Annotated in this window: 20 protein-coding genes and 1 tRNA gene; 12 read left to right on the top strand and 9 right to left on the bottom strand. The window is 60.2% G+C overall.

Features of this window, described 5'->3' with window-relative positions; all coding sequences use genetic code 11:
- Positions 1-129: 129 nt before the first annotated feature.
- From ribD to KW843_RS12795, 9 genes are all read right to left on the bottom strand, one after another.
- Positions 130-1,239, bottom strand: a complete 1,110-nt coding sequence (ribD, locus tag KW843_RS12835; protein WP_218295528.1) for a bifunctional diaminohydroxyphosphoribosylaminopyrimidine deaminase/5-amino-6-(5-phosphoribosylamino)uracil reductase RibD — start codon at positions 1,237-1,239, stop codon at positions 130-132.
- Positions 1,240-1,263: 24 nt separating this feature from the next.
- Complete coding sequence (locus KW843_RS12830; protein ID WP_218295527.1) at positions 1,264-1,713, bottom strand: type IV pilin protein; 450 nt, start codon at positions 1,711-1,713, stop codon at positions 1,264-1,266.
- A 10-nt stretch (positions 1,714-1,723) separates the two neighbouring features.
- A complete protein-coding gene (locus KW843_RS12825) occupies positions 1,724-5,482 on the bottom strand; it encodes a pilus assembly protein (RefSeq protein ID WP_218295526.1) in 3,759 nt (1,252 codons plus the stop codon).
- Positions 5,483-5,574: 92 nt separating this feature from the next.
- Positions 5,575-6,333, bottom strand: a complete 759-nt coding sequence (locus KW843_RS12820) for a PilX N-terminal domain-containing pilus assembly protein (protein ID WP_218295525.1) — start codon at positions 6,331-6,333, stop codon at positions 5,575-5,577.
- A 21-nt stretch (positions 6,334-6,354) separates the two neighbouring features.
- On the bottom strand, positions 6,355-7,263 hold the full coding sequence (locus KW843_RS12815; protein WP_255594725.1) for a PilW family protein: 909 nt from the start codon (positions 7,261-7,263) through the stop codon (positions 6,355-6,357).
- A 1-nt stretch (position 7,264) separates the two neighbouring features.
- Positions 7,265-7,936, bottom strand: a complete 672-nt coding sequence (gene pilV, locus KW843_RS12810; protein WP_218295524.1) for a type IV pilus modification protein PilV — start codon at positions 7,934-7,936, stop codon at positions 7,265-7,267.
- Positions 7,937-7,941: 5 nt separating this feature from the next.
- Positions 7,942-8,505 (bottom strand): GspH/FimT family pseudopilin, encoded by a 564-nt coding sequence (locus KW843_RS12805; RefSeq protein ID WP_218295523.1) that lies wholly within the window; start codon positions 8,503-8,505, stop codon positions 7,942-7,944.
- Positions 8,499-8,939, bottom strand: a complete 441-nt coding sequence (locus KW843_RS12800) for a GspH/FimT family pseudopilin (RefSeq protein WP_370628500.1) — start codon at positions 8,937-8,939, stop codon at positions 8,499-8,501. The genes KW843_RS12805 and KW843_RS12800 overlap by 7 nt, the downstream gene beginning before the upstream one ends.
- Before the next feature lie 169 nt (positions 8,940-9,108).
- Entirely contained in the window at positions 9,109-9,396 is a 288-nt protein-coding gene (locus tag KW843_RS12795; protein WP_218295521.1) for a hypothetical protein, read from the bottom strand.
- Between the two features lie 172 nt (positions 9,397-9,568).
- Between KW843_RS12795 and rpsO the strand changes: the two genes are divergently transcribed.
- The 12 genes from rpsO (at position 9,569) to nuoF (ending at position 19,463) form a co-directional block, all read left to right on the top strand.
- Positions 9,569-9,835, top strand: coding sequence for a 30S ribosomal protein S15 (rpsO, locus tag KW843_RS12790; RefSeq protein WP_005793232.1), 267 nt, complete (start codon positions 9,569-9,571; stop codon positions 9,833-9,835).
- Positions 9,836-10,042: 207 nt separating this feature from the next.
- A complete protein-coding gene (pnp, locus tag KW843_RS12785; RefSeq protein WP_218295520.1) occupies positions 10,043-12,289 on the top strand; it encodes a polyribonucleotide nucleotidyltransferase in 2,247 nt (748 codons plus the stop codon).
- Between the two features lie 100 nt (positions 12,290-12,389).
- Positions 12,390-13,376 carry an NAD(P)H-quinone oxidoreductase gene (locus KW843_RS12780; RefSeq protein WP_218295519.1) on the top strand — a complete coding sequence of 329 codons (987 nt, stop codon included), beginning with the start codon at positions 12,390-12,392 and terminating at the stop codon, positions 13,374-13,376.
- Positions 13,377-13,378: 2 nt separating this feature from the next.
- The gene (gene tpiA / locus KW843_RS12775) at positions 13,379-14,128 is read left to right on the top strand and encodes a triose-phosphate isomerase (protein WP_218295518.1); all 750 of its coding nucleotides are present in this window, start codon (positions 13,379-13,381) and stop codon (positions 14,126-14,128) included.
- A 39-nt stretch (positions 14,129-14,167) separates the two neighbouring features.
- Positions 14,168-14,542: a preprotein translocase subunit SecG gene (gene secG, locus KW843_RS12770; RefSeq protein WP_218295517.1), complete on the top strand. Its 375-nt coding sequence runs from the start codon at positions 14,168-14,170 to the stop codon at positions 14,540-14,542.
- A 114-nt stretch (positions 14,543-14,656) separates the two neighbouring features.
- A tRNA-Leu gene (locus tag KW843_RS12765) sits at positions 14,657-14,741 on the top strand.
- 73 nt (positions 14,742-14,814) lie between these two features.
- Positions 14,815-15,174, top strand: a complete 360-nt coding sequence (locus KW843_RS12760) for an NADH-quinone oxidoreductase subunit A (RefSeq protein ID WP_055393226.1) — start codon at positions 14,815-14,817, stop codon at positions 15,172-15,174.
- A 24-nt stretch (positions 15,175-15,198) separates the two neighbouring features.
- The gene (locus KW843_RS12755) at positions 15,199-15,678 is read left to right on the top strand and encodes an NADH-quinone oxidoreductase subunit B family protein (RefSeq protein WP_007849129.1); all 480 of its coding nucleotides are present in this window, start codon (positions 15,199-15,201) and stop codon (positions 15,676-15,678) included.
- A gap of 10 nt (positions 15,679-15,688) precedes the next feature.
- Positions 15,689-16,297, top strand: a complete 609-nt coding sequence (locus KW843_RS12750; protein WP_218295516.1) for an NADH-quinone oxidoreductase subunit C — start codon at positions 15,689-15,691, stop codon at positions 16,295-16,297.
- A gap of 27 nt (positions 16,298-16,324) precedes the next feature.
- Complete coding sequence (locus tag KW843_RS12745; protein WP_218295515.1) at positions 16,325-17,578, top strand: NADH-quinone oxidoreductase subunit D; 1,254 nt, start codon at positions 16,325-16,327, stop codon at positions 17,576-17,578.
- Positions 17,575-18,108 (top strand): NADH-quinone oxidoreductase subunit NuoE, encoded by a 534-nt coding sequence (gene nuoE / locus KW843_RS12740; RefSeq protein ID WP_218295514.1) that lies wholly within the window; start codon positions 17,575-17,577, stop codon positions 18,106-18,108. Before KW843_RS12745 ends, nuoE begins: the two co-directional genes overlap by 4 nt.
- Positions 18,105-19,463: an NADH-quinone oxidoreductase subunit NuoF gene (gene nuoF / locus KW843_RS12735; RefSeq protein WP_218295513.1), complete on the top strand. Its 1,359-nt coding sequence runs from the start codon at positions 18,105-18,107 to the stop codon at positions 19,461-19,463. The genes nuoE and nuoF overlap by 4 nt, the downstream gene beginning before the upstream one ends.

The following is a 19,463-nucleotide window of genomic DNA, read 5'->3' as shown; positions in this document are numbered from 1 at the left end:
CGTTCTGGTGCGGTTTGAGTGGGTGCACCAGATTTGCACCAAATTGAAGCAAGAAGCGCGCCAGAGGTTGGTGCGTGGCTTTTGCACTGCCTTGGGGCGGTGCGGCCGAAGGCGATCGCGAGGGCCGGATTAAAAACTATCCCGACCCTGGACCCGTGCCAGGACGCGAAGGTCCGGTCCGATCATCTCTGCGGATGTGAACTGCAGCGCAAGCCCGTCCGCCAGCGCATGGAGCGGGTCCAGGTTCGCCATGCCCAGCCCGGGGCCCAGCAGGCGAGGGGCCAAGTACACAAGCAGTTCATCGACGAGGCCTTCTCGGACGAGGGATCCATTGAGCTTGTGGCCTGCTTCCACATGCAGCTCATTGATTCCCCGCTGGCCAAGGTCTTTCAGCATCGCTGCCAGATCCACTTTGCCGATTGCATTGGGCAGATGGATCACCGTGGCACCGCGAGCTTCCAAGGCAGCCTTCTTTTCCTTGCTTGTGTTGGCTGTGTAGACAAGGCAATCACGTCCGCCCATCAGCAGGTTGGCATGCGGGGGCAGCTGCAATTGACTATCCACCAAGACCACATGGGGCTGGCGGGGTGTAGGTACTTCCCGGACGTCCAGGCGGGGGTTGTCGTCCAGCACGGTGCCAATGCCGGTCAAAATGGCACAGGCCCTTGCCCGCCAGGCATGCCCATCCGCGCGCGCCGTGCGCGAGGTGATCCACTGGCTGGCGCCGTTGTGAAGCGCCGTGGTGCCGTCCAGGGACGCTGCCGTCTTGAGCCGCACCCATGGCGTGCCCCGAACCATGCGGCTGAAAAAACCGATGTTGAGTTCGCGTGATTCTTCTGCCCCTGGGCCCACGACAACCTCGATACCCGCCGCCCGCAATCGCTCGAATCCGTGGCCTGCGACCAGAGGGTTGGGGTCGGTGATGGATGCCACCACTTTTGCAATCCCGGCTTCGATCAATGCATCGCAGCATGGACCGGTGCGGCCATGGTGAGAGCATGGCTCCAGGGTGACATAGGCGGTGGCACCGCGCACGTCGCGGCCAGCTGCTGCGGCATCGCGCAGCGCCATGATTTCTGCATGGGGGCCACCAGCACGCTGAGTGAATCCTCGGCCCAGCACCTCACCGTCGGGAGCGGTGATGACGCAACCAACGCGAGGATTGGGGCTGGAAAGAAAAAGCGCCTGGGCGGCTAGCCCAAGCGCTTGGTTCGCATAGTGGAGCGCTGTAATGGTCATTGCTCCAGGATGGTAGCGCAGTGCTTACTTGTTCCAGCAGTCTGCTGCGGTAATGCTTGCATCGCGATTGATTGCATCGCGCGTGCCCGTATTGGTCAAAGTGAAATCTCCGCAGCGATCTGTAGCTTGGGGACCAGGGGCCTTGCGGGTGGCCACCAAGGTGAAGACAGCGTTGGTATTGCCTGCCTGAAAACCAATGGTGTAGCGCTTTGTCGGATCGGCTGTACCACCTGCAAGACGCCATTGCAGATTGTTCGGCAGGACCGTGGGATAGACACCTGTTGCAGTCGAGGCTCGTTCTAGCCATTGCTGTGCCTGCAGCAGCCCGGCGCGGGCCTCTGCTCTATGCCCGCGCCGAACGTACTCGGTATAGCTGGGATAAGCAATGGCCGAGAGGATTCCAACGATGGCGACCACGATCATAAGTTCGATGAGGGTGAAGCCATGCTGCGCTTTTCGCAGAGGTCGGTTCATGATGAATTTCTCACTTCAGTTGGCGCCAACTTGGGCGCAGTGATTGCTCGGGCATACACTGCATGTTGAAACCATTGCCCTTGGCATCGATATCCCGATTCTGGCACTTGTCTCCGGTTTCTTTTTTGATCAGCGTGTGCGAGCCTTTGGTCACCGATGCGCGCGACACGGATTTGTCATCGCCACATGTAGTGCATACTGGACTACCTCCTCCAGGAGGGGTGTAAAACGTGCCGTTCTTGTCAGAGTCGAGAATCTGCACCGTGGGTCGTTTGCCGTCCATGATGTTGACAAGAGTGAGGTACTGACGTTCTTCGTCCACCGTATTGGATTCGCAGCTTTCCACGTTAGGGTCTATATCCGATCCCTTTGCTGGTACTTGAGAGTACACAGCCAATACATTGCTGCCGTCATAGAACTCCATGGGTTTCAGCAACCGCTCGCCGACGGCTGGCAAATCCATGTACCAGCCATTGAAATTGACCCAGGTGTCCTTTTTCAATTCATCCGTGATGTCCACAGTGGCGTAGTTGGCATCCACAGCGGTAATTTTCTGGGCAGCCAGCTTAGCGTTGACTACTCCTACGCCCAAAGGCACCGGAGCAGGAATGCAGTCGCTCCCACTGGGGCAGGTACCGGCGCCCGGGTGCACCTGAAGACGTTTGCCCTTCGTTGTGTCGACAACGCGATAACGAGTGTTGTCCAGCACCGAGTACAAGGATTGCACATTTGAATCGTTCTCGTCTGCCTTGGTGACATTGCGGCCTGTACCAAAGGCGATCATCATGCCTCCTACTGATAAGGTCTTGGCGCTAGAGCCCGTTCCGATGGTCATGGTGCGATCATTGGCACGCACCGTGGGGGCGGCGGTGATTGGCTGTCTGATAGAGCCAGCAATGTCCACACGGGCGCGAGTACTGCCCAGTGTCGCAGGGCCGGTGGTCGTAAAGAGCGGCTGTCCACCCAAAGCAACGCCCCAACTGGCGTCGTCGATGTCCGTCAGGTCGAATTTCCAAAGGTTGCCCCGGTTGTCGCCAGCGTACACAACATCGGGGCGGCTGTCGCCGTTCAGATCAACCAAGCGCGGCGTCGCCAAACCGTTGTCAGTGGCTTCGCCAGTGCCCACGGTATCGGAAGCCGCGGCGGCAATGCGTTTCAGTTCCTTGTTGCCATCCAGGTACTGAATCAACAAAACGGGCCGCTGATTAGTGCTGTTATAACCGTTGCCCATGACCACGGCCCAGCGGTCATTGTTCATGCGCGTGACCTGGGTGGTGCGCATAGGGTTGTTCTCATCCAGCACAGGGCGGGCCGTGATATTGCCGATGTCCTTATCCTCATCCACGGCTTTATCGCACGCGGTCTTTTGAGCGCCAGTCATCGCCGCACAGTTGGGGGCGGTTTCGGTGCCTCTGGTGCGGTCAAGCACCACCAGCTTTTGGGCATTTCCTTCCGAGAAGCCTGGGAGGCCGGCCGGCGTATCTGCGGTGGCAGGATTAGTTACATCCAACACGAAGTAGCCTTTGCCTCCGGCACCCATCGTGCCTACCAGAAGAGTCCGCCAATCGGGCACATAGATGGCGGGATCGGCCGGGTCTGGTTGCCCTTGATCTACGTCGCCAGTCATGGGTGAACCATCCACAAAAAATCTGTGCTTATTGTTGTAAGTGGGATCGCTCAGCAGAGGAAGGTTGGCAAGCACGCCACGTGGGGCGTAGGCAATTTTCTCTGTGCCGTCTGTGGCTGAAAAGCCGTGCAGCAGGCCATCGTTGCCACCCACATAGAGCATGGGTGTCCGGGATTTGTTGGCGCGCGTGAAGGCGCTATAGCCCTTGAGTGGGTAATTGCTCACCGGGGGGCCGGAGTACCATACCACGGAATTAATAATGTCGCCTTGGCGGCTCTTGCGCTCGCGGAAGGGTTTTGCTGCGGTGTAGCCACTGGTCTCGGAACCTTCCAGAATGCGATCCCCGCGAATGAAGTTGAGCCGATTCTGACCGTTGGTGGCGACGATCACGGTGGGATCACCCGGGTCTTTGCCCAGCAGGTTCTTCTGTGCGGTACTGAGGTTGCTTTGATCGCTGGCCCATTTGAAGGGCACCCCGCCCTTGTCTTTGGTGCTGATCCACTGATCGCTCCAGCTCAGAATGACGCGACTGCTGACCGTAAAAGTGGCGTCGTCCAGCTTATCAGCTGTATTTTTCCCATCCCAACTTATAGCAGGCACAGTGGTACCATCTTTTTTCACTGTTTCTGCGATCACGAAACCCTTCCATGCATTCTTCGGTTCGTAATTGCCGGTGAATTTACCGACGTCGGTACGTGAAACATTGGAACCACTAGTGGCGGTAGAAGTGAGGTCGGGATCAACCTGTGTATTGATTTGCTGGAAAATATCGCGAAAAGCCTTTGCAAGATCTTCCCCTTTGTCCACGGCATAGAAACGTCCTCGACCATTGAGAGCCGAATGCCATAGATCCAATGACCGAACAGACTCGCCACCGCTGCTTATATTGGGCCACTTTATGTTGCCTGTAATGAAGTCAGGCAGAGTCCCGTTGGAGCCTTTGTCGTAACTGAAAGGTACCATCAGATCTGTTGTGAAGGTGGCCTTGTTGCCTGCGGCGCATCCTTGGCCCGGCGCCTTGATGACAGTACACGCCGTATCAGGTGCAGCAGGGTCCACGCTTCCAGAAATTTTGTTTCCTGGCCATGTATAGGCCATTTTGCTTAGGCCTATGGTATAAGTCACCATGTGTGGCCAATTGGCCGGGTTATAGCGTGGGTTCCAGAAGCGATCAAGAACTGCGTCTTTTCCTGCAGTGTCCTTGCCAAAATCTTCCGTTGCAGGGGCCTTGTTGTACTCTGCCGTAGGCTGTGGGGAGCCCTTCAAACCAGTAACGCCGTTGACATCTGTGGCCGTTTGCAGCTTAGTGGACCAGCTTTTGAAGGCCCAATCAGCCAAATTATCGCTGTAAGTATCTGCGTAAAGATCGTTTTTGGGGCGGCTGGCGGCGACTGTACTGCCGTAGACCGTTCCATTGGGCAATGTGATGTTCTTGGTATTGTCATCTTGCGTGCCGCCGGATACGGTGCCATTCCAACGGCCGTCAGTCATAAATATATGGTAGTTGCGTCGGCACCCTAGGTAAGGTGTGGCGGTAGTACCCGGTACAGAGGCCCAAGGTCCATTCTTGTCCAAGTTGGCGCGCATGTATTCGTCCGCCTGCTTGAACATCTTGTGCGAAGGTGTTGAGTTGTTCGGGGACAGGTTAGTGACAAAAGTGAGAAAGTTGGTCCGGTGGGTACCAGCCAGTATCTGCATGGAATTGGTGGCGAGTGTGGGGGTGCTACCGGTCGTACCGGGAAGCGAGCCTGGTGTGCCATTATTGGCATTCATTGCTTGCCATGCCATACGAATTTTTTTATCCGGTAGCAAGGAACTATCGTATTTGGGATGTGTTGGGTCAAAGATAGATTTAAGCGCGTACTTGAGTACATTCATGCGGCGGCTAGTTCCCGGCCAGGTTCCATCCGCGTTTGGAGTTGTACCATTGGTCGCGCCAGATTCACTTTCTCTGTCCACGCGGTAATTCATACTGCCTGAGTCGTCGATGGAGATGATGACATTAGGCGTCACATAAGGCTGCACGGTCCCGGGAGGTGCCTGTACTAAGTCGATGGCCCAGGCTCCTGGGGACGCCAAGGCAGCGCCTATTGCCAGCGTGAGTAGATTTTTACGAAAGCGAGGTGGCGTATTGCGGTGCATGGGGTGCTCCTCTTTGTCTGGAATTTCAGGCTAAATCGTCTTTAGCTTGTATGTGAATTGAACTAGAAGCCGATTTTTGGATAGTGCAGGTGTTAATTGAGAGTTCTTTGCTGCGCATAGGTTTGCTGCAGTGCTACCAAGGTCCCTGACTTGCGGCCATAGGCTAAAGCGGTAATGCGATAAACCACGAGGGACTTCGGATTAATGGCTAGCAAGTTGGAGCGAGATGCATCCATGATGACTTTGGAGTTTTTGAGATCTAGGTAAGGCAGGACTTCGATCCAGTACCAGCCACCTGAGTTGGCTGGCGTGGTGGCGTCCCATTGCAAAATCGGATTGATTGGGGTGGAGATGCTGCCGGTTCCTGCTCCCGTGAACTGGCCGTACCGCGCTCCCGCTGCTGCGGTGGCCATCTGGGCCAGTGTGACGCCTTTGGCGGGATCGCTGTTGTTCCAGAAGTCTTGTTTGCCTAAGCGCTTTACGCACAGGCCCTTGCTGCATAAGGCGGTCTTTTCCTCTAAATCGGCGAGCAAGGGGCCCACGTCCTTGGTTTCAAGAGGGATTTTTTCATTAATTCCTGTGCGACAAACGTCAAGGGTGCCCAGGCATTCGGTTCCATCCGCTTTCTGGTTGCGGATGTCCAACTCTGCATCCTGCAGCAGGGCTTGCGCGGCTTCGTAGGCGCGCTGGTAATCGGCATCGTTGCCGACCACTAGTTCATTGAACAGCGAGGTGCGTGACGCCCACAGTGCCAACAACATGGAAAGCATGACAAAAACGATGACAACAAACAGTGCGATACCGCGTTGTGAATGGCTGCGTGGGGAGAGGGGGGGGCGCACGGAGTACATGGCGATTTTCTTGAATGGGATTCAGAGTGCAATGCCCACCAACCCTTGGCTGCGGAGTTGAAACACATTGCGATAGACAACGTGCATGCGCCGAGCGCGGGCACCGGCGAGGGTAGCCATGTCCACCGCGGTGTTGCCATCGCAGTCGGTGTAGGACGTAGCTGTTGAACTCAGGCCATTCATGTCGATGACTTCAGTGCCAAAAAGCACCAAACACACCTCTACCGCCTGCACCCGGCCCCAATCTGTACTGCCCACGTCGGTTGCCGCGACGTATCGAATGGTGGGGGCGCCAGGAAGGGTGTTGTCTTGCAGGAGGTAGCGCACCTGAAAGTTGGCTACATTCTGTGCGATAGGCTGCGCTGCGGCGCCGTTGCCCTGGCATCGCAATTCGGTGCCGTTGAGTTGGAAAATGCTTTCCACCCGCTGATCGTCACTTCCGTTGGTTGGGCCGCCAACGCAGTTTCGTGCTATGGCTTGGTCTGTGGTTGCATAGTGGACAGGCTCCTTGTAGCGGCGGTAGCCCACTGTGAGGGCCGTGGCTGTGGCGCTCAGGGTGTTGGTGGTAGGGTCGAAGCTGTTGCCTGCGCCTGAAGCGGGGGCGACAGTTTCAAATGCAACGGGAACCGCATTGGCGAGGGCTGTGGGTGCGCTGTCGGGATTGAGGTTTAGGTATAGCGAGCCGGCTTGGCGCAACTGCAGGCCAATGACTCGCATGACGTAGGCAGACTGCTGCTGAATGCTACTGGCATCACTGACTGAGCCGGAGACACCACGGGACACCATTAACGCGCCCATTGCAACCGCAACGACAAACAAGCCAATCGCGATGCCCACCATTAACTCGATCAACGTGACTCCACGCTGGCTTTTGCCCTGAAGTGGCATATTTACGGTGCGCACGTTGGGGTGTGTGTTATTAGTCTGCATTTCAGGTTCCGGGGCAGTAGTACTGTTTGACACCGCCGCCAATGTCGGTGGATGCGCATCGTGCTGAAACGGGGATGTACTGCAGATGGCAGGTGTATCCGGGGGTGCAGGATGCAGCCGCCCCACCTCCTGCGCTGAGTGTGCCGTCTGAGGCACGAACTTGCGTGGCGTCGATGTTGTCCCTGTGGATTTTTTTGTCTGCAGCGGTATCGATATCAATCTCGTTTTCACGCCAACGAATCATGATGCCCAGTTGCCGGCGATTGGTGGCATCCGTGTCGCCTGGAGCCAGAAAAATCGTGGCGTCCCCCACCGGCAGCGCGCGTTGCACTGCACGCCGCCAATCAGCGACGTCGTAAATGGTCAGTTCAGTGCTGGTGCATGCCGCACTTGCGCAATTCTTGGTGGGTGCAGTGACGGGGGTAGATGGCGTTGTCCACGCGCTGGCATAGCTGCTGAGGCTCATCAGAGCGTTGGGGTGCGCTTTCAAGCGTTCGCTGAGATCTTCAGTCAACCGAATGGCCTGGGCTCGACGCACGGTGGTCTGGGTATCGCTCAGGGTTCGCATCTGTACGCCTAGGATGCCCAGAATTCCCAGTGCGGCAATGACGATAGCGACAAGGGACTCAATCAGTGTGATACCGCGTTGGCGTTTGTGCAGTGTGATGGTCATGGTGATCAGCCGGTACATGGGACGGCTTCTTGAGGAATGACGCGAATACGGCCACCGGAACTCATACAGAGGCCGCGTACGCCTGGATGGGAAATACTCTTACCCAGCGGCACAAAGGTGAAGCTCAAATAAGGACCACTGACGAGACCCCAGCGATTGAGCACGATCCCTGCGCCGCCGCTTATGAAATTGACATGAACCCTGGCGGAAGATTCCGTGCGCTGCAACACGGGTTCGGCAGCATCGCAGATACGGTTGCCGCTGGTGTCATGGCATACCACCCAGCCACAATCCCAAGTGTCGGTATCAACAGCGCTGGAGCAGCCGTTGGTGTTGTTGGGAATTTTCTGAATAACTACTTGACCGCCACGTTTGATGGCCTCCGAGCGTGCGTAGTACAGCGTAGATTGGAGCAGTTCCACGGACTCGCGGACGCGCCACCCTTCAATCAGGGGAATGAAGCTGGGTGCCGCCAAGGCCGCTAGTACACTCATGATGGCAACCACGACCATCAACTCGACGGCGGAGAAGCCCGCAGAGGCTATTGCTGGAGGTGAGGGGCTCAGCATGCATTTGCTCCTTTCTCTGTTTTGATTCGGCCTCCGGCGCTGACGCATACACGCTGCGCGCTGACGTCGTCGTCAGCCTTCCCGTCAGGCTTAATCAGGAAGTCCGCTGCCACCGTAAGCGTGCCCCATCTGTCGACGGCAATGACGTTGGCAGGAAAGGTAATGCTTAGCCGTGGAGGAGAACTGGTGGATTGCAATACCTCGTTAGCCTCGTTGTTCCCGTTGCTATTTGCGTCAAAATACACAGCCCAGCCGTTGTTGCTGTTCTGCACAATGCTTATGCCCCCGCCACGCTTGATGGCTTCGGAGCGGGCGTAATAGAGTGTGGATTGCAATTCTTCGGTGGCCTGACGCACGCGCCAGCGTTCGATCAGGGGGGTGAAGCTGGGGGTTGCCAGTGCGGCCAATATTGCAACGATGGTGATTACGACCATCAACTCAATGGCGGTGAAACCGCTCTGTGCTTGAGGGCTTAAAGGGACGAGCGGCCTTCCTCGAAGTTGTAATGGTGGCGATGCATGCATGGGACAATCTTATTAGCCTGCTGGTGCGGCAGGCTGATGCTGCTCGACCAATGGTGCTCGCATTGGGATGAGCGGTTTGCTACTTGCGCGTATACCCCCGGCAAGCCCCCGCGTTGTGCATGCCTTTGCATTCCCGGTACATCCGGCGATCACGCTGGGCGGGTGTCTCTTCGGAGCTGCTGCGCTGATAGGTGACTTTGCTAACGCTTTTCTTCGTGGAAGAGGTGTTGGCGGTGGTGGCGGTGTCACTGGCAGAGCGCTTGGCCAGTGCGTAGCCAGGGCTTGTGATCAGGATCAAAGCGACGCCTGTGGCCAGCAAGGCATGGCGGACTGTGGTGTGTGAAAGGAAAGCGTCAAGTTGCGTCATGAGGGGGCTTTCAGGTGTGGGGCGGGAACCTGGGCAGGCAAGAATTCCACATGGGGGTTATAATCGACAAGTTTTGCATGGTGCAAGACGCACGCCTGCGGCCGTTCCAGCTGCTGGCGCAAGTAAGAACCAAGGCTCGGCAAGTCTGTCGAGACTCCATCAAGGAAAAATTATGATCGCATCCTCCATCAAGGCCGAAGTCGTCAAGGCCAATGCCCGTGCTGCCAACGACACTGGCAGTCCAGAAGTGCAAGTGGCCCTGCTGACGGCCCGCATCAACGAACTGACCCCTCACTTCAAGACGCACGCCAAGGACCACCACGGTCGCCGCGGCCTGCTGCGCATGGTGAGCCGCCGCCGCAAGCTGCTGGACTACCTGAAGGCCAAGGACGCTGACCGTTACACCGCGCTGATCGCCAAGCTGGGTCTGCGCAAGTAATCTTCATTGCATGCGAAAACGCCTGGGTTAGTCCGCTAGCTCAGGCGTTTTTTACTTCGGAGCCGCAAAACAGAGCGAAGCTGTGTCATTCCAATGGGGTTGCCGCCGCAGTGCAGCAGTCAGGCCCACTGGAATGGCATCGTGTTCTGAATTGCTCTCCGCCGCAGTCTGGTAGAGCGCTACCAGCTATTAAAAAAGGAGCTGAACATGAGCATTTTCAACAAAGTCACCAAGACCTTCCAATGGGGCGACAAAACCGTCGTCATGGAAACCGGCGAAATCGCACGCCAAGCCTCTGGCGCCGTGCTGGTGAACATTGATGACACCGTGGTGCTGGCTACCGTGGTGGCATCCAAGGGCGCCAAGCCCGGCCAGGACTTCTTCCCCCTGACGGTGGATTACATCGAGAAGACCTACGCCGCCGGCAAGATCCCCGGCAGCTTCTTCAAGCGCGAAGCGAAGCCCAGCGAGCACGAAACGCTGACCAGCCGCCTGATCGACCGCCCGATCCGCCCGCTGTTCCCCGAGGGTTTCTTCAACGAAGTGCATGTGGTGATCCACACGGTGTCGCTGAATCCCGAAGTGGATGCTGACATCGCTGCCCTCATCGCCACCAGTGCGGCGCTGGCCATCTCCGGTATCCCGTTCAACGGCCCCATCGGCGCCGCACGCGTGGGCTACATCAATGGCGAGTACGTGCTCAACCCCGGCCAGACGGCGCGCAAGAGCTCGCAGATGGATCTGGTCGTGGCCGGCACCGAAGCCGCCGTGCTGATGGTCGAATCCGAAGCCCAGCAACTGTCCGAAGAAATCATGCTCGGCGCCGTGGTGTTTGGCCATGAGCAAGGCAATGTGGCCATCAACGCCATTCATGAACTGGTGCGCGATGCTGGCAAGCCCGTGTGGCAGTGGGAAGCGCCCGCCAAGGACGAAGCCCTGATCGCCAAGGTGGTTGCGCTGGCCGACGACAAGCTGCGCGCCGCCTACCAGATCCGCAACAAGCAGGCCCGCACCCAGGCCTGCCGCGAGTCCTACGCCGCCGTGATGGCCGCGCTGAAGGCCGATGGCGTCGAGTTCGATGCCGTGAAGGTCGAGGGCATGCTGTTCGACATCGAGGCGGGCATCGTGCGCAGCCAGATCCTGGCCGGCGAGCCCCGCATCGACGGCCGCGACACGCGCACTGTGCGCCCCATCGAAATCCGCAGCAGCGTGCTGCCGCGCGCCCATGGCTCGTCGCTGTTCACGCGTGGCGAAACCCAGGCGCTGGTCGTGACCACGCTGGGTACCGAGCGCGATGCGCAGCGCATCGACGCCCTGGCTGGCGAGTACGAAGACCGCTTCATGATGCACTACAACATGCCTCCCTTCGCCACGGGCGAAGTGGGCCGCATGGGTTCGACCAAGCGCCGCGAAATCGGCCACGGCCGCCTTGCCAAGCGTGCCCTGGTGGCTGTGCTGCCCACCAAGGAAGAATTTCCCTACACCATGCGCGTGGTGTCGGAAATCACCGAATCCAATGGCTCTTCGTCCATGGCTTCGGTCTGCGGCGGCTGCCTGTCCATGATGGACGCCGGCGTGCCCATGAAGGCCCACGTGGCGGGTATCGCCATGGGCCTGATCAAGGATGCCAACCGCTTCGCCGTGCTGACCGACATCCTGGGTGATGAGGATCACCTGGGCGACATGGACTTCAAGGTGGCGGGTACCACCGGCGGCATCACCGCGCTGCAGATGGACATCAAGATCCAGGGCATCACCAAGGAGATCATGCAGGTCGCCCTGGCGCAGGCCAAGGAAGCACGCATGCACATCCTGGGCAAGATGCAGGAAGCCATGGGCGAAGCCAAGACCGAGGTGTCCACCTTCGCGCCCAAGCTCTACACCATGAAGATCAACCCCGAGAAGATCCGCGACGTGATCGGCAAGGGCGGCGCCGTGATCCGTGCGTTGACCGAGGAAACGGGCTGCCAGATCAACATCGAGGAAGACGGCACCATCACCATCGCGGCCACCGACGCTGCCAAGGCGGACGAAGCCAAGAAGCGCATCGAGCAGATCACGGCCGAGGTCGAGATCGGCAAGATCTACGAAGGTCCCGTGACCAAGATCCTGGACTTCGGCGCGCTGATCAACCTGCTGCCCGGCAAGGATGGCCTGCTGCACATCAGCCAGATCGCCCATGAGCGTGTCGAGAAGGTGTCCGACTACCTGACCGAAGGCCAGATCGTGAAGGTCAAGGTCATGGAGACCGATGAGAAGGGCCGCATCAAACTGTCGATGAAGGTGCTGGCCGACCGCCCGGCGGGTGGCAGCGATCGTCCTGCTCCCGCGGAGCGCGGTGACCGTGAGCCTCGCCGTGACCAGGGGCGCGACGGCGGCCGCCAGCCGGCGGAGCAGCAACAACAACAGCAATCCCTGCCTTCGGACAACGGTTCCGGGCAGATCGTGGGCTGAGTTGGTGATTTGCTATTGATTTTGTAGCTGCTGGCGCCTGTGAAAAGGGCGTTGGCAATCAAAATCACTCAAACCAACCAACTGTCCAAGGAATCGCAACATGCGTGCTGTCGAGATCACATCCTTTGGTGGGCCGGAGGTGTTGCAGCTGGGGGAACGCCCCATGCCGGAGCCGGGCGCCGGCGAGTTGCTGATCCGTGTTGCCGCCAGCGGCATCAACCGTCCTGACGTGCTGCAGCGACTGGGGCACTATGCTCCGCCGCCCGGCACCTCGGACCTGCCGGGCCTGGAGGTCGCGGGCGTGGTGGAGTCGGGTGATCCTGCTGCCATGGCGCAGGCGGGCATTGGCGTGGGCGACCGCGTCTGTGCCTTGGTGGCGGGCGGGGGGTATGCGCAGTGGTGCGTGGCACCTGTCGCGCAGTGCCTGCCCGTGCCCGAGGGCTTGAGCGACGTCGAGGCGGCATCGTTGCCGGAAACGTTCTTTACCGTGTGGAGCAACGTCTTCGACCGGGGGCGTCTGCAGGCGGGCGAAAGCCTGCTGGTCCAGGGGGGCACCAGCGGCATTGGCGTGACTGCCATACAGCTGGCGCGGGCGTTCGGAGCGACCGTCATTGCCACGGCGGGCAGCGACGACAAGTGCGCGGCCTGTCTGCAGTTGGGGGCCCACCATGCCATCAACTACAAGACGCAGGACTTCGTGGCGGAAGCAAAGCGCATCACGCAGGCCAAGGGCGTGGACGTGGTGCTGGACATGGTCGCTGGCGACTATGTGGCGCGCGAGGTGGAGTGCGTGGCCGAAGACGGGCGCATCGTCATCATCGCGGTGCAGGGTGGTGTCAAGAGTGACTTCAATGCGGGCCTGGTGCTGCGGCGCCGGCTCACCATCACGGGTTCCACCCTGCGCCCGCGTCCCGTGGCATTCAAGGGCGCCATCGCCCGCGCGTTGCGCGAGCATGTGTGGCCTTTGCTGGCGCAGGGGAGGGTGCGTCCCGTCATCCACAGCACGTTTGCTGCGGCGGATGCCGCCAATGCCCATGCCCTGATGGAGTCGAACCAGCACATCGGCAAGATTGTTTTGACGTGGTGACCATGAACAGCAAGAAAAAACTCATTGCAGGCAACTGGAAGATGAACGGCAGCCTGGCTGCCAACGATGCCCTGTTGAAAGGCATCATTGCCGGCCTTGAGGGCGCGGCCTGCGACGTCGCTGTCGCCGTGCCTGCTCCGTATCTGGCGCAGGCGCAGTCCGTCGCGTTCGGATCCGTGGTGGCGATTGCCGCCCAGGATGTGTCGCAGCACGATGCAGGGGCGTACACCGGCGAGGTCTCGGCTGCCATGCTGAAGGAATTTGGCGTGCGCTATGCGCTGGTGGGGCACTCGGAGCGCCGCCAGTACCATGGGGAAACCGATGTCGCCGTTGCCGAAAAGGCGCAACGGGCACTGGCCGCGGGCATCACGCCCATTGTCTGTGTCGGCGAGACCCTGCAGGAGCGCGAGGCCGGCCAGACCGAGGCCGTGGTCAAGCGCCAGCTGGCGGCGGTGATCCATCTCAATGGCCATTGCATCAGCGAAGTGGTGGTGGCATACGAACCGGTCTGGGCGATCGGCACGGGCCGCACGGCCACGCCCGAACAGGCGCAGGCCGTGCACGCGGTGCTGCGTGCGCAGCTGTCTGCGGCCAGCGAGCACGCCGACCGCATCCGCCTGCTGTACGGCGGCAGCATGAATGCCGTCAATGCGGCGCAATTGCTTGCGCAGCCTGACATCGATGGCGGCCTCGTCGGGGGGGCATCGCTGAAGGCGTCCGATTTCCTGCAAATTATTGCGGCTGCCCGTTGAGGCGGCCCTTCCAGCTATTCAATCAGGAGTGAACAGAGAATGAACGTGATCGTGAATGTGGTTTTGGCGGTGCAGATGCTGACGGCCCTGGGGATGATTGGCCTGATCCTTGTCCAGCATGGCAAGGGTGCGGACATGGGGGCGGCATTTGGCAGCGGCAGTTCCGGAAGCCTGTTCGGCGCCAGCGGCAGTGCCAATTTCCTGTCGCGCACCACGGCAGTCCTGGCTGCGGTGTTTTTTGTCGCAACGCTGGCGTTGGCCTACTTTGGCAATGCGCGTCCCGCCAGTTCGGGCAGCGTGCTGGAAAGCCCGGCTGCTGCAGTGCCCGCGGGTGCTCCTGCGGCCTCGGCTTCGGATGCTGTTGTGGCTCCTGCGGTGCCCGCTTCAGGCGCCGCGCAGATCCCCACCAAATAATCTGCACTAAATTGGGCTTCGTAAGCCGAAGCAGGGTTTTTCCGGAGTAGAATTCTGGATTGTCTGGAAAGCCAAAACCGCAAGGTTCCTCATGCCATCCAGATGCAAAAAACAGCCGTCGTGGTGAAATTGGTAGACACGCTATCTTGAGGGGGTAGTGGCGAAAGCTGTGCGAGTTCGAGTCTCGCCGACGGCACCAAAACAAAGGCCTGCCTGCATGACCCGGCTCGGGTCCTGACGGGCAAGGCCACAGCGGTGAGCACATCCTCAAGATGAACCTCGATCAGTACCTCCCCGTCCTTTTGTTCATCTTGGTCGGCATCGCCGTCGGCGTTGTCCCCCTTGTCCTCGGCTACATACTGGGCCCCAACCGCCCGGATGCCGCGAAGAACTCCCCCTACGAATGTGGCTTTGAAGCCTTCGAGGATGCGCGCATGAAGTTTGACGTGCGCTACTACCTCGTGGCCATTCTCTTCATTCTTTTCGATCTCGAAATCGCATTTCTCTTCCCGTGGGCGGTGACGCTGCATGAGGTGGGTATCGCCGGCTTCGTGGCCGTCGTGATTTTCCTGGCCATCCTGGTCGTGGGCTTTGCCTACGAGTGGAAAAAGGGTGCCCTGGATTGGGAATGAGCGGGCCTCAACAAGGATGATGCAATGATTGAAGGCGTGATGAAGGAAGGCTTCATCACCACGAGCTATGACTCCGTGGTGAATTGGGCCAAGACGGGCTCTCTGTGGCCCATGACTTTTGGCCTGGCGTGCTGTGCGGTGGAGATGATGCATGCCGCCGCCGCGCGCTATGACATCGGCCGCTTCGGTGCGGAGGTGTTTCGTGCCAGCCCCCGCCAGTCCGATCTGATGATCGTGGCCGGCACGCTGTGCAACAAGATGGCGCCCGCTTTGCGCAAGGTGTACGACCAGATGTCGGAGCCCCGCTGGGTGCTGTCGATGGGTTCGTGCGCCAACGGCGGCGGCTACTACCACTACAGCTATTCCGTGGTGCGCGGCTGCGACCGCATCGTGCCCGTGGACGTGTACGTGCCCGGCTGCCCGCCCACGGCCGAAGCGCTGATCTACGGGATCATCCAGCTGCAGCAGAAGATCCGCCGCACCAACACCATTGCTCGCGTCTGAAGGGTTGATGATGACTGCTGTTGCCATTCGGCCCGAAAACCTCAAAGACAACATTGCCGCGGCGTTGGGCGCGAAAGTGCGCCAGATCACGGTGGCCCTGGATGAGGTCACGGTGGTCGTTGCCGCCGCCGACTACCTCGATGCCATGCGCGTCCTGCGTGATGCGGAGGGTTGCCGTTTCGAACAGCTGATCGATCTGTGCGGCGTGGACTATTCCGCCTATGCAGACGCAGTGAACGAGGGAGCCCGCTATTGTGTGGTCTCGCACCTGCTGTCCGTGAGCCTGAACCAGCGCCTGCGCGTGAAGGTGTTCTGCGCGGATGACGATTTCCCTGTGGTGGCTTCGGTCTCCGATCTCTGGAACTCGGCCAACTGGTACGAGCGCGAGGCGTTCGACCTTTTTGGCATCGTGTTCGACGGCCACAACGACCTGCGCCGCATCCTGACCGACTACGGCTTCATCGGCCACCCCTTCCGCAAGGACTTCCCGCTGTCCGGCCACGTCGAGATGCGCTACGACGCAGAGCAGCGCCGGGTGGTCTACGAGCCGGTGTCGATCGAGCCGCGCGAGATCACGCCGCGCATCATCCGCGAAGACAAGTACGGAGGCCTGCACTAAGGCGCTCCGCGCCCCACGTGACCCACCATGGCTGAAATCAAGAACTACTCCCTGAACTTCGGACCGCAGCACCCTGCAGCGCACGGCGTGTTGCGCCTGGTGCTCGAGCTCGACGGCGAAGTCGTGCAGCGTGCCGATCCGCACATCGGCCTGCTGCACCGCGCGACCGAAAAGCTGGCCGAGCACAAGACCTACATCCAGTCGCTGCCCTACATGGACCGCCTGGACTACGTGTCCATGATGTGCAACGAGCACGCCTACTGCCTGGCCATCGAAAAGCTGCTGGGCCTGGAAGTGCCTGTCCGCGCCCAGTACATCCGCGTGATGTTCTCCGAGATCACGCGCCTGCTGAACCACCTGATGTGGCTGGGTTCGCACGGCAACGACTGCGGCAGCTCCACCATCCTGATCTACACCTTCCGCGAGCGCGAAGACCTGTTCGACATGTACGAAGCCGTCTCCGGCGCGCGCATGCACGCGGCGTACTTCCGTCCGGGCGGCGTGTACCGCGACCTGCCGGACTCCATGCCGCAGTACAAGGTCAGCAAGATCAAGAACGCCAAGGCCCTGGAGGCCATGAACAAGAACCGCCAGGGTTCGATGCTCGACTTCATCGATGACTTCACCCAGCGCTTCCCGGCCTGTGTGGACGAATACGAGACCCTGCTCACCGACAACCGCATCTGGAAGCAGCGCACCGTGGGCATCGGCGTGGTGCCGCCCGAACGCGCGCTGAACCTGGGCATGACCGGCCCCATGCTGCGTGGTTCCGGCATCGCCTGGGACCTGCGCAAGACCCAGCCCTACGACGTTTACGACCGCATGGACTTCGACGTGCCCGTGGGCAAGACGGGTGACTGCTACGACCGCTACCTCGTGCGCGTGCAGGAAATGCGCGAGTCCAACCGCATCATCAAGCAGTGCGTGGACTGGCTGCGCGCCAACCCCGGCCCGGTCATCACCGACAACCACAAGGTGGCTGCGCCCGACCGTGAATCCATGAAGTCCAACATGGAAGAGCTGATCCACCATTTCAAGCTCTTCACCGAAGGTTTCCATGTGCCCGAGGGCGAGGCCTATGCCGCCGTCGAGCATCCCAAGGGCGAGTTCGGCATCTACCTGGTGAGCGACGGGGCCAACAAGCCCTACCGCCTGAAGATCCGTGCGCCTGGCTTCGCGCACCTGGCCACGCTCGATGAAATGGCCCGCGGCCACATGATCGCCGACGCGGTGGCCATCATCGGCACCATGGATATCGTGTTCGGAGAGATTGACCGATGAGTACGACCGAATCGAAGAACCAGACCGCTGGCGCCACCGCCATCACCGAGGCGACGCTCGCCCGTTTTGCGCGCGAAGTCGCCAAGTACCCACCCGAGCAGAAGCAGTCGGCCGTGATGGCCTGCCTGTCCATCGTGCAGCAGGAGCAGGGCTGGGTCAGTGTCGAGAGCGAGGCCGTGATCGCCGAGTACCTCGGCATGGCCCAGATCGCGGTGCACGAAGTCACCACGTTCTACAACATGTACAACCAGCAGCCGACGGGCAAGTACAAGCTCAACGTCTGCACCAACCTGCCTTGCCAGCTGCGCGACGGCCAGAAGGCGCTGCACCACCTCGAGAAGAAGCTCGGCGTGGCCATGGGCGAGACCACTTCCGACGGCCTGTTCACGCTGCAGCAGTGCGAATGCCTGGGTGCCTGTGCCGATGCGCCCGTGATGCTGGTCAACGACCGCACCATGTGCAGTTTCATGGACAACGACAAGCTTGACCAGCTTGTGGATGGCCTGCGCGCTGCGGAAGGACAAGCATGACCACCGCCGCACAGATCCTCTCGCAGTTCCAGGCCACCGGCGTCCAGACCTGCTTCCACGACCGCCACATCAACCCGCAGATCTATGCGGACCTGGACGGCACGAACTGGAGCCTCAAGGACTACGAAGCGCGTGGCGGCTACGCCGCGCTGCGCAAGATCCTGGCGCAGGGCGAAGGCGAAGGCCTCACCCAGGACCAGGTGATCGCCACCGTCAAGGAATCGGGCCTGCGCGGCCGTGGCGGCGCGGGCTTCCCCACCGGCCTCAAGTGGAGCTTCATGCCCCGCTCGTTCCCGGGTCAGAAGTACCTGGTGTGCAACTCCGACGAAGGCGAGCCGGGCACCTGCAAGGACCGCGACATCCTGCAGTTCAACCCGCACATCGTCATCGAGGGCATGATCATCGCGGCTTACGCGATGGGCATCTCCGTGGGCTACAACTACATCCACGGCGAAATCTTCCAGACCTACGACCGTTTTGAAGAAGCGCTGGAAGAGGCACGCGCCGCAGGCTACCTGGGCGACAAGATCCTGGGCAGTAACTTCAGCTTCCAGTTGCATGCCGCGCACGGCTTCGGCGCCTATATCTGCGGCGAAGAGACCGCGCTGCTCGAATCGCTGGAAGGCAAGAAGGGCCAGCCGCGCTTCAAGCCGCCGTTCCCGGCCAGCTTCGGCCTGTACGGCAAGCCCACCACCATCAATAACACCGAGACTTTCGCGGCCGTGCCGTGGATCATCCGCAACGGCGGTGCTGCCTATCTTGAATGCGGCAAGCCCAACAACGGCGGCACCAAGATCTTCTCGGTCTCCGGCGACGTGGAAAAGCCCGGCAACTACGAAGTGCCCCTGGGCACGCCCTTCGCCAAGCTGCTCGAACTCGCTGGTGGCGTGCGCAAGGGCCGCCAGCTCAAGGCCGTGATTCCCGGCGGCTCGTCCGCACCGGTGCTGCCGGCTTCCATCATCATGGAATGCACGATGGACTACGACTCCATCGCCAAGGCCGGCTCCATGCTGGGCTCGGGCGCGGTCATCGTGATGGACGACTCCCGCAGCATGGTCGAGAGCCTGCTGCGCCTGTCCTATTTTTACTCGCACGAGTCCTGCGGCCAGTGCACGCCGTGCCGCGAAGGCACGGGCTGGATGTGGCGCGTGATCGACCGGATCCAGCATGGCCAGGGGCGCGATGGCGACCTGAACCTGCTCAATTCGGTGGCGGACAACATCCAGGGCCGCACCATCTGCGCACTGGGTGACGCAGCGGCCATGCCGGTGCGCGCCATGATCAAGCACTTCCGTCCGGAATTCGAAGCGCTGATCCGCCAAGAGAAGACCCCGCAGGCTTCCGCCTCCGCCTGA

Origin of the sequence: Acidovorax sp. sif1233, assembly GCF_019218755.1 — a bacterium.
Taxonomy (GTDB): domain Bacteria; phylum Pseudomonadota; class Gammaproteobacteria; order Burkholderiales; family Burkholderiaceae_C; genus Acidovorax.
The sequence above is the reverse complement of the archived record's forward strand: the minus strand, read 5'-3'. Positions and strand labels throughout refer to the sequence as shown.

Bases quoted from the DNA above. Each gene is read 5' to 3' on its own strand.
- pnp (WP_218295520.1), top strand. From the start codon at position 10,043: ATGAGCATTTTCAACAAAGTCACCAAGACCTTCCAATGGGGCGACAAA.
- KW843_RS12805 (WP_218295523.1), bottom strand. From the start codon at position 8,505: ATGCTGAGCCCCTCACCTCCAGCAATAGCCTCTGCGGGCTTCTCCGCC.
- pilV (WP_218295524.1), bottom strand. From the start codon at position 7,936: ATGACCATCACACTGCACAAACGCCAACGCGGTATCACACTGATTGAG.
- KW843_RS12820 (WP_218295525.1), bottom strand. From the start codon at position 6,333: ATGTACTCCGTGCGCCCCCCCCTCTCCCCACGCAGCCATTCACAACGC.
- KW843_RS12830 (WP_218295527.1), bottom strand. From the start codon at position 1,713: ATGAACCGACCTCTGCGAAAAGCGCAGCATGGCTTCACCCTCATCGAA.
- KW843_RS12825 (WP_218295526.1), bottom strand. From the start codon at position 5,482: ATGCACCGCAATACGCCACCTCGCTTTCGTAAAAATCTACTCACGCTG.
- KW843_RS12780 (WP_218295519.1), top strand. From the start codon at position 12,390: ATGCGTGCTGTCGAGATCACATCCTTTGGTGGGCCGGAGGTGTTGCAG.
- KW843_RS12760 (WP_055393226.1), top strand. From the start codon at position 14,815: ATGAACCTCGATCAGTACCTCCCCGTCCTTTTGTTCATCTTGGTCGGC.
- KW843_RS12750 (WP_218295516.1), top strand. From the start codon at position 15,689: ATGACTGCTGTTGCCATTCGGCCCGAAAACCTCAAAGACAACATTGCC.
- nuoE (WP_218295514.1), top strand. From the start codon at position 17,575: ATGAGTACGACCGAATCGAAGAACCAGACCGCTGGCGCCACCGCCATC.
- rpsO (WP_005793232.1), top strand. From the start codon at position 9,569: ATGATCGCATCCTCCATCAAGGCCGAAGTCGTCAAGGCCAATGCCCGT.
- KW843_RS12800 (WP_370628500.1), bottom strand. From the start codon at position 8,939: ATGGTCGTAATCACCATCGTTGCAATATTGGCCGCACTGGCAACCCCC.
- KW843_RS12755 (WP_007849129.1), top strand. From the start codon at position 15,199: ATGATTGAAGGCGTGATGAAGGAAGGCTTCATCACCACGAGCTATGAC.
- nuoF (WP_218295513.1), top strand. From the start codon at position 18,105: ATGACCACCGCCGCACAGATCCTCTCGCAGTTCCAGGCCACCGGCGTC.
- KW843_RS12815 (WP_255594725.1), bottom strand. From the start codon at position 7,263: ATGCAGACTAATAACACACACCCCAACGTGCGCACCGTAAATATGCCA.
- KW843_RS12795 (WP_218295521.1), bottom strand. From the start codon at position 9,396: ATGACGCAACTTGACGCTTTCCTTTCACACACCACAGTCCGCCATGCC.
- KW843_RS12745 (WP_218295515.1), top strand. From the start codon at position 16,325: ATGGCTGAAATCAAGAACTACTCCCTGAACTTCGGACCGCAGCACCCT.
- secG (WP_218295517.1), top strand. From the start codon at position 14,168: ATGAACGTGATCGTGAATGTGGTTTTGGCGGTGCAGATGCTGACGGCC.
- ribD (WP_218295528.1), bottom strand. From the start codon at position 1,239: ATGACCATTACAGCGCTCCACTATGCGAACCAAGCGCTTGGGCTAGCC.
- tpiA (WP_218295518.1), top strand. From the start codon at position 13,379: ATGAACAGCAAGAAAAAACTCATTGCAGGCAACTGGAAGATGAACGGC.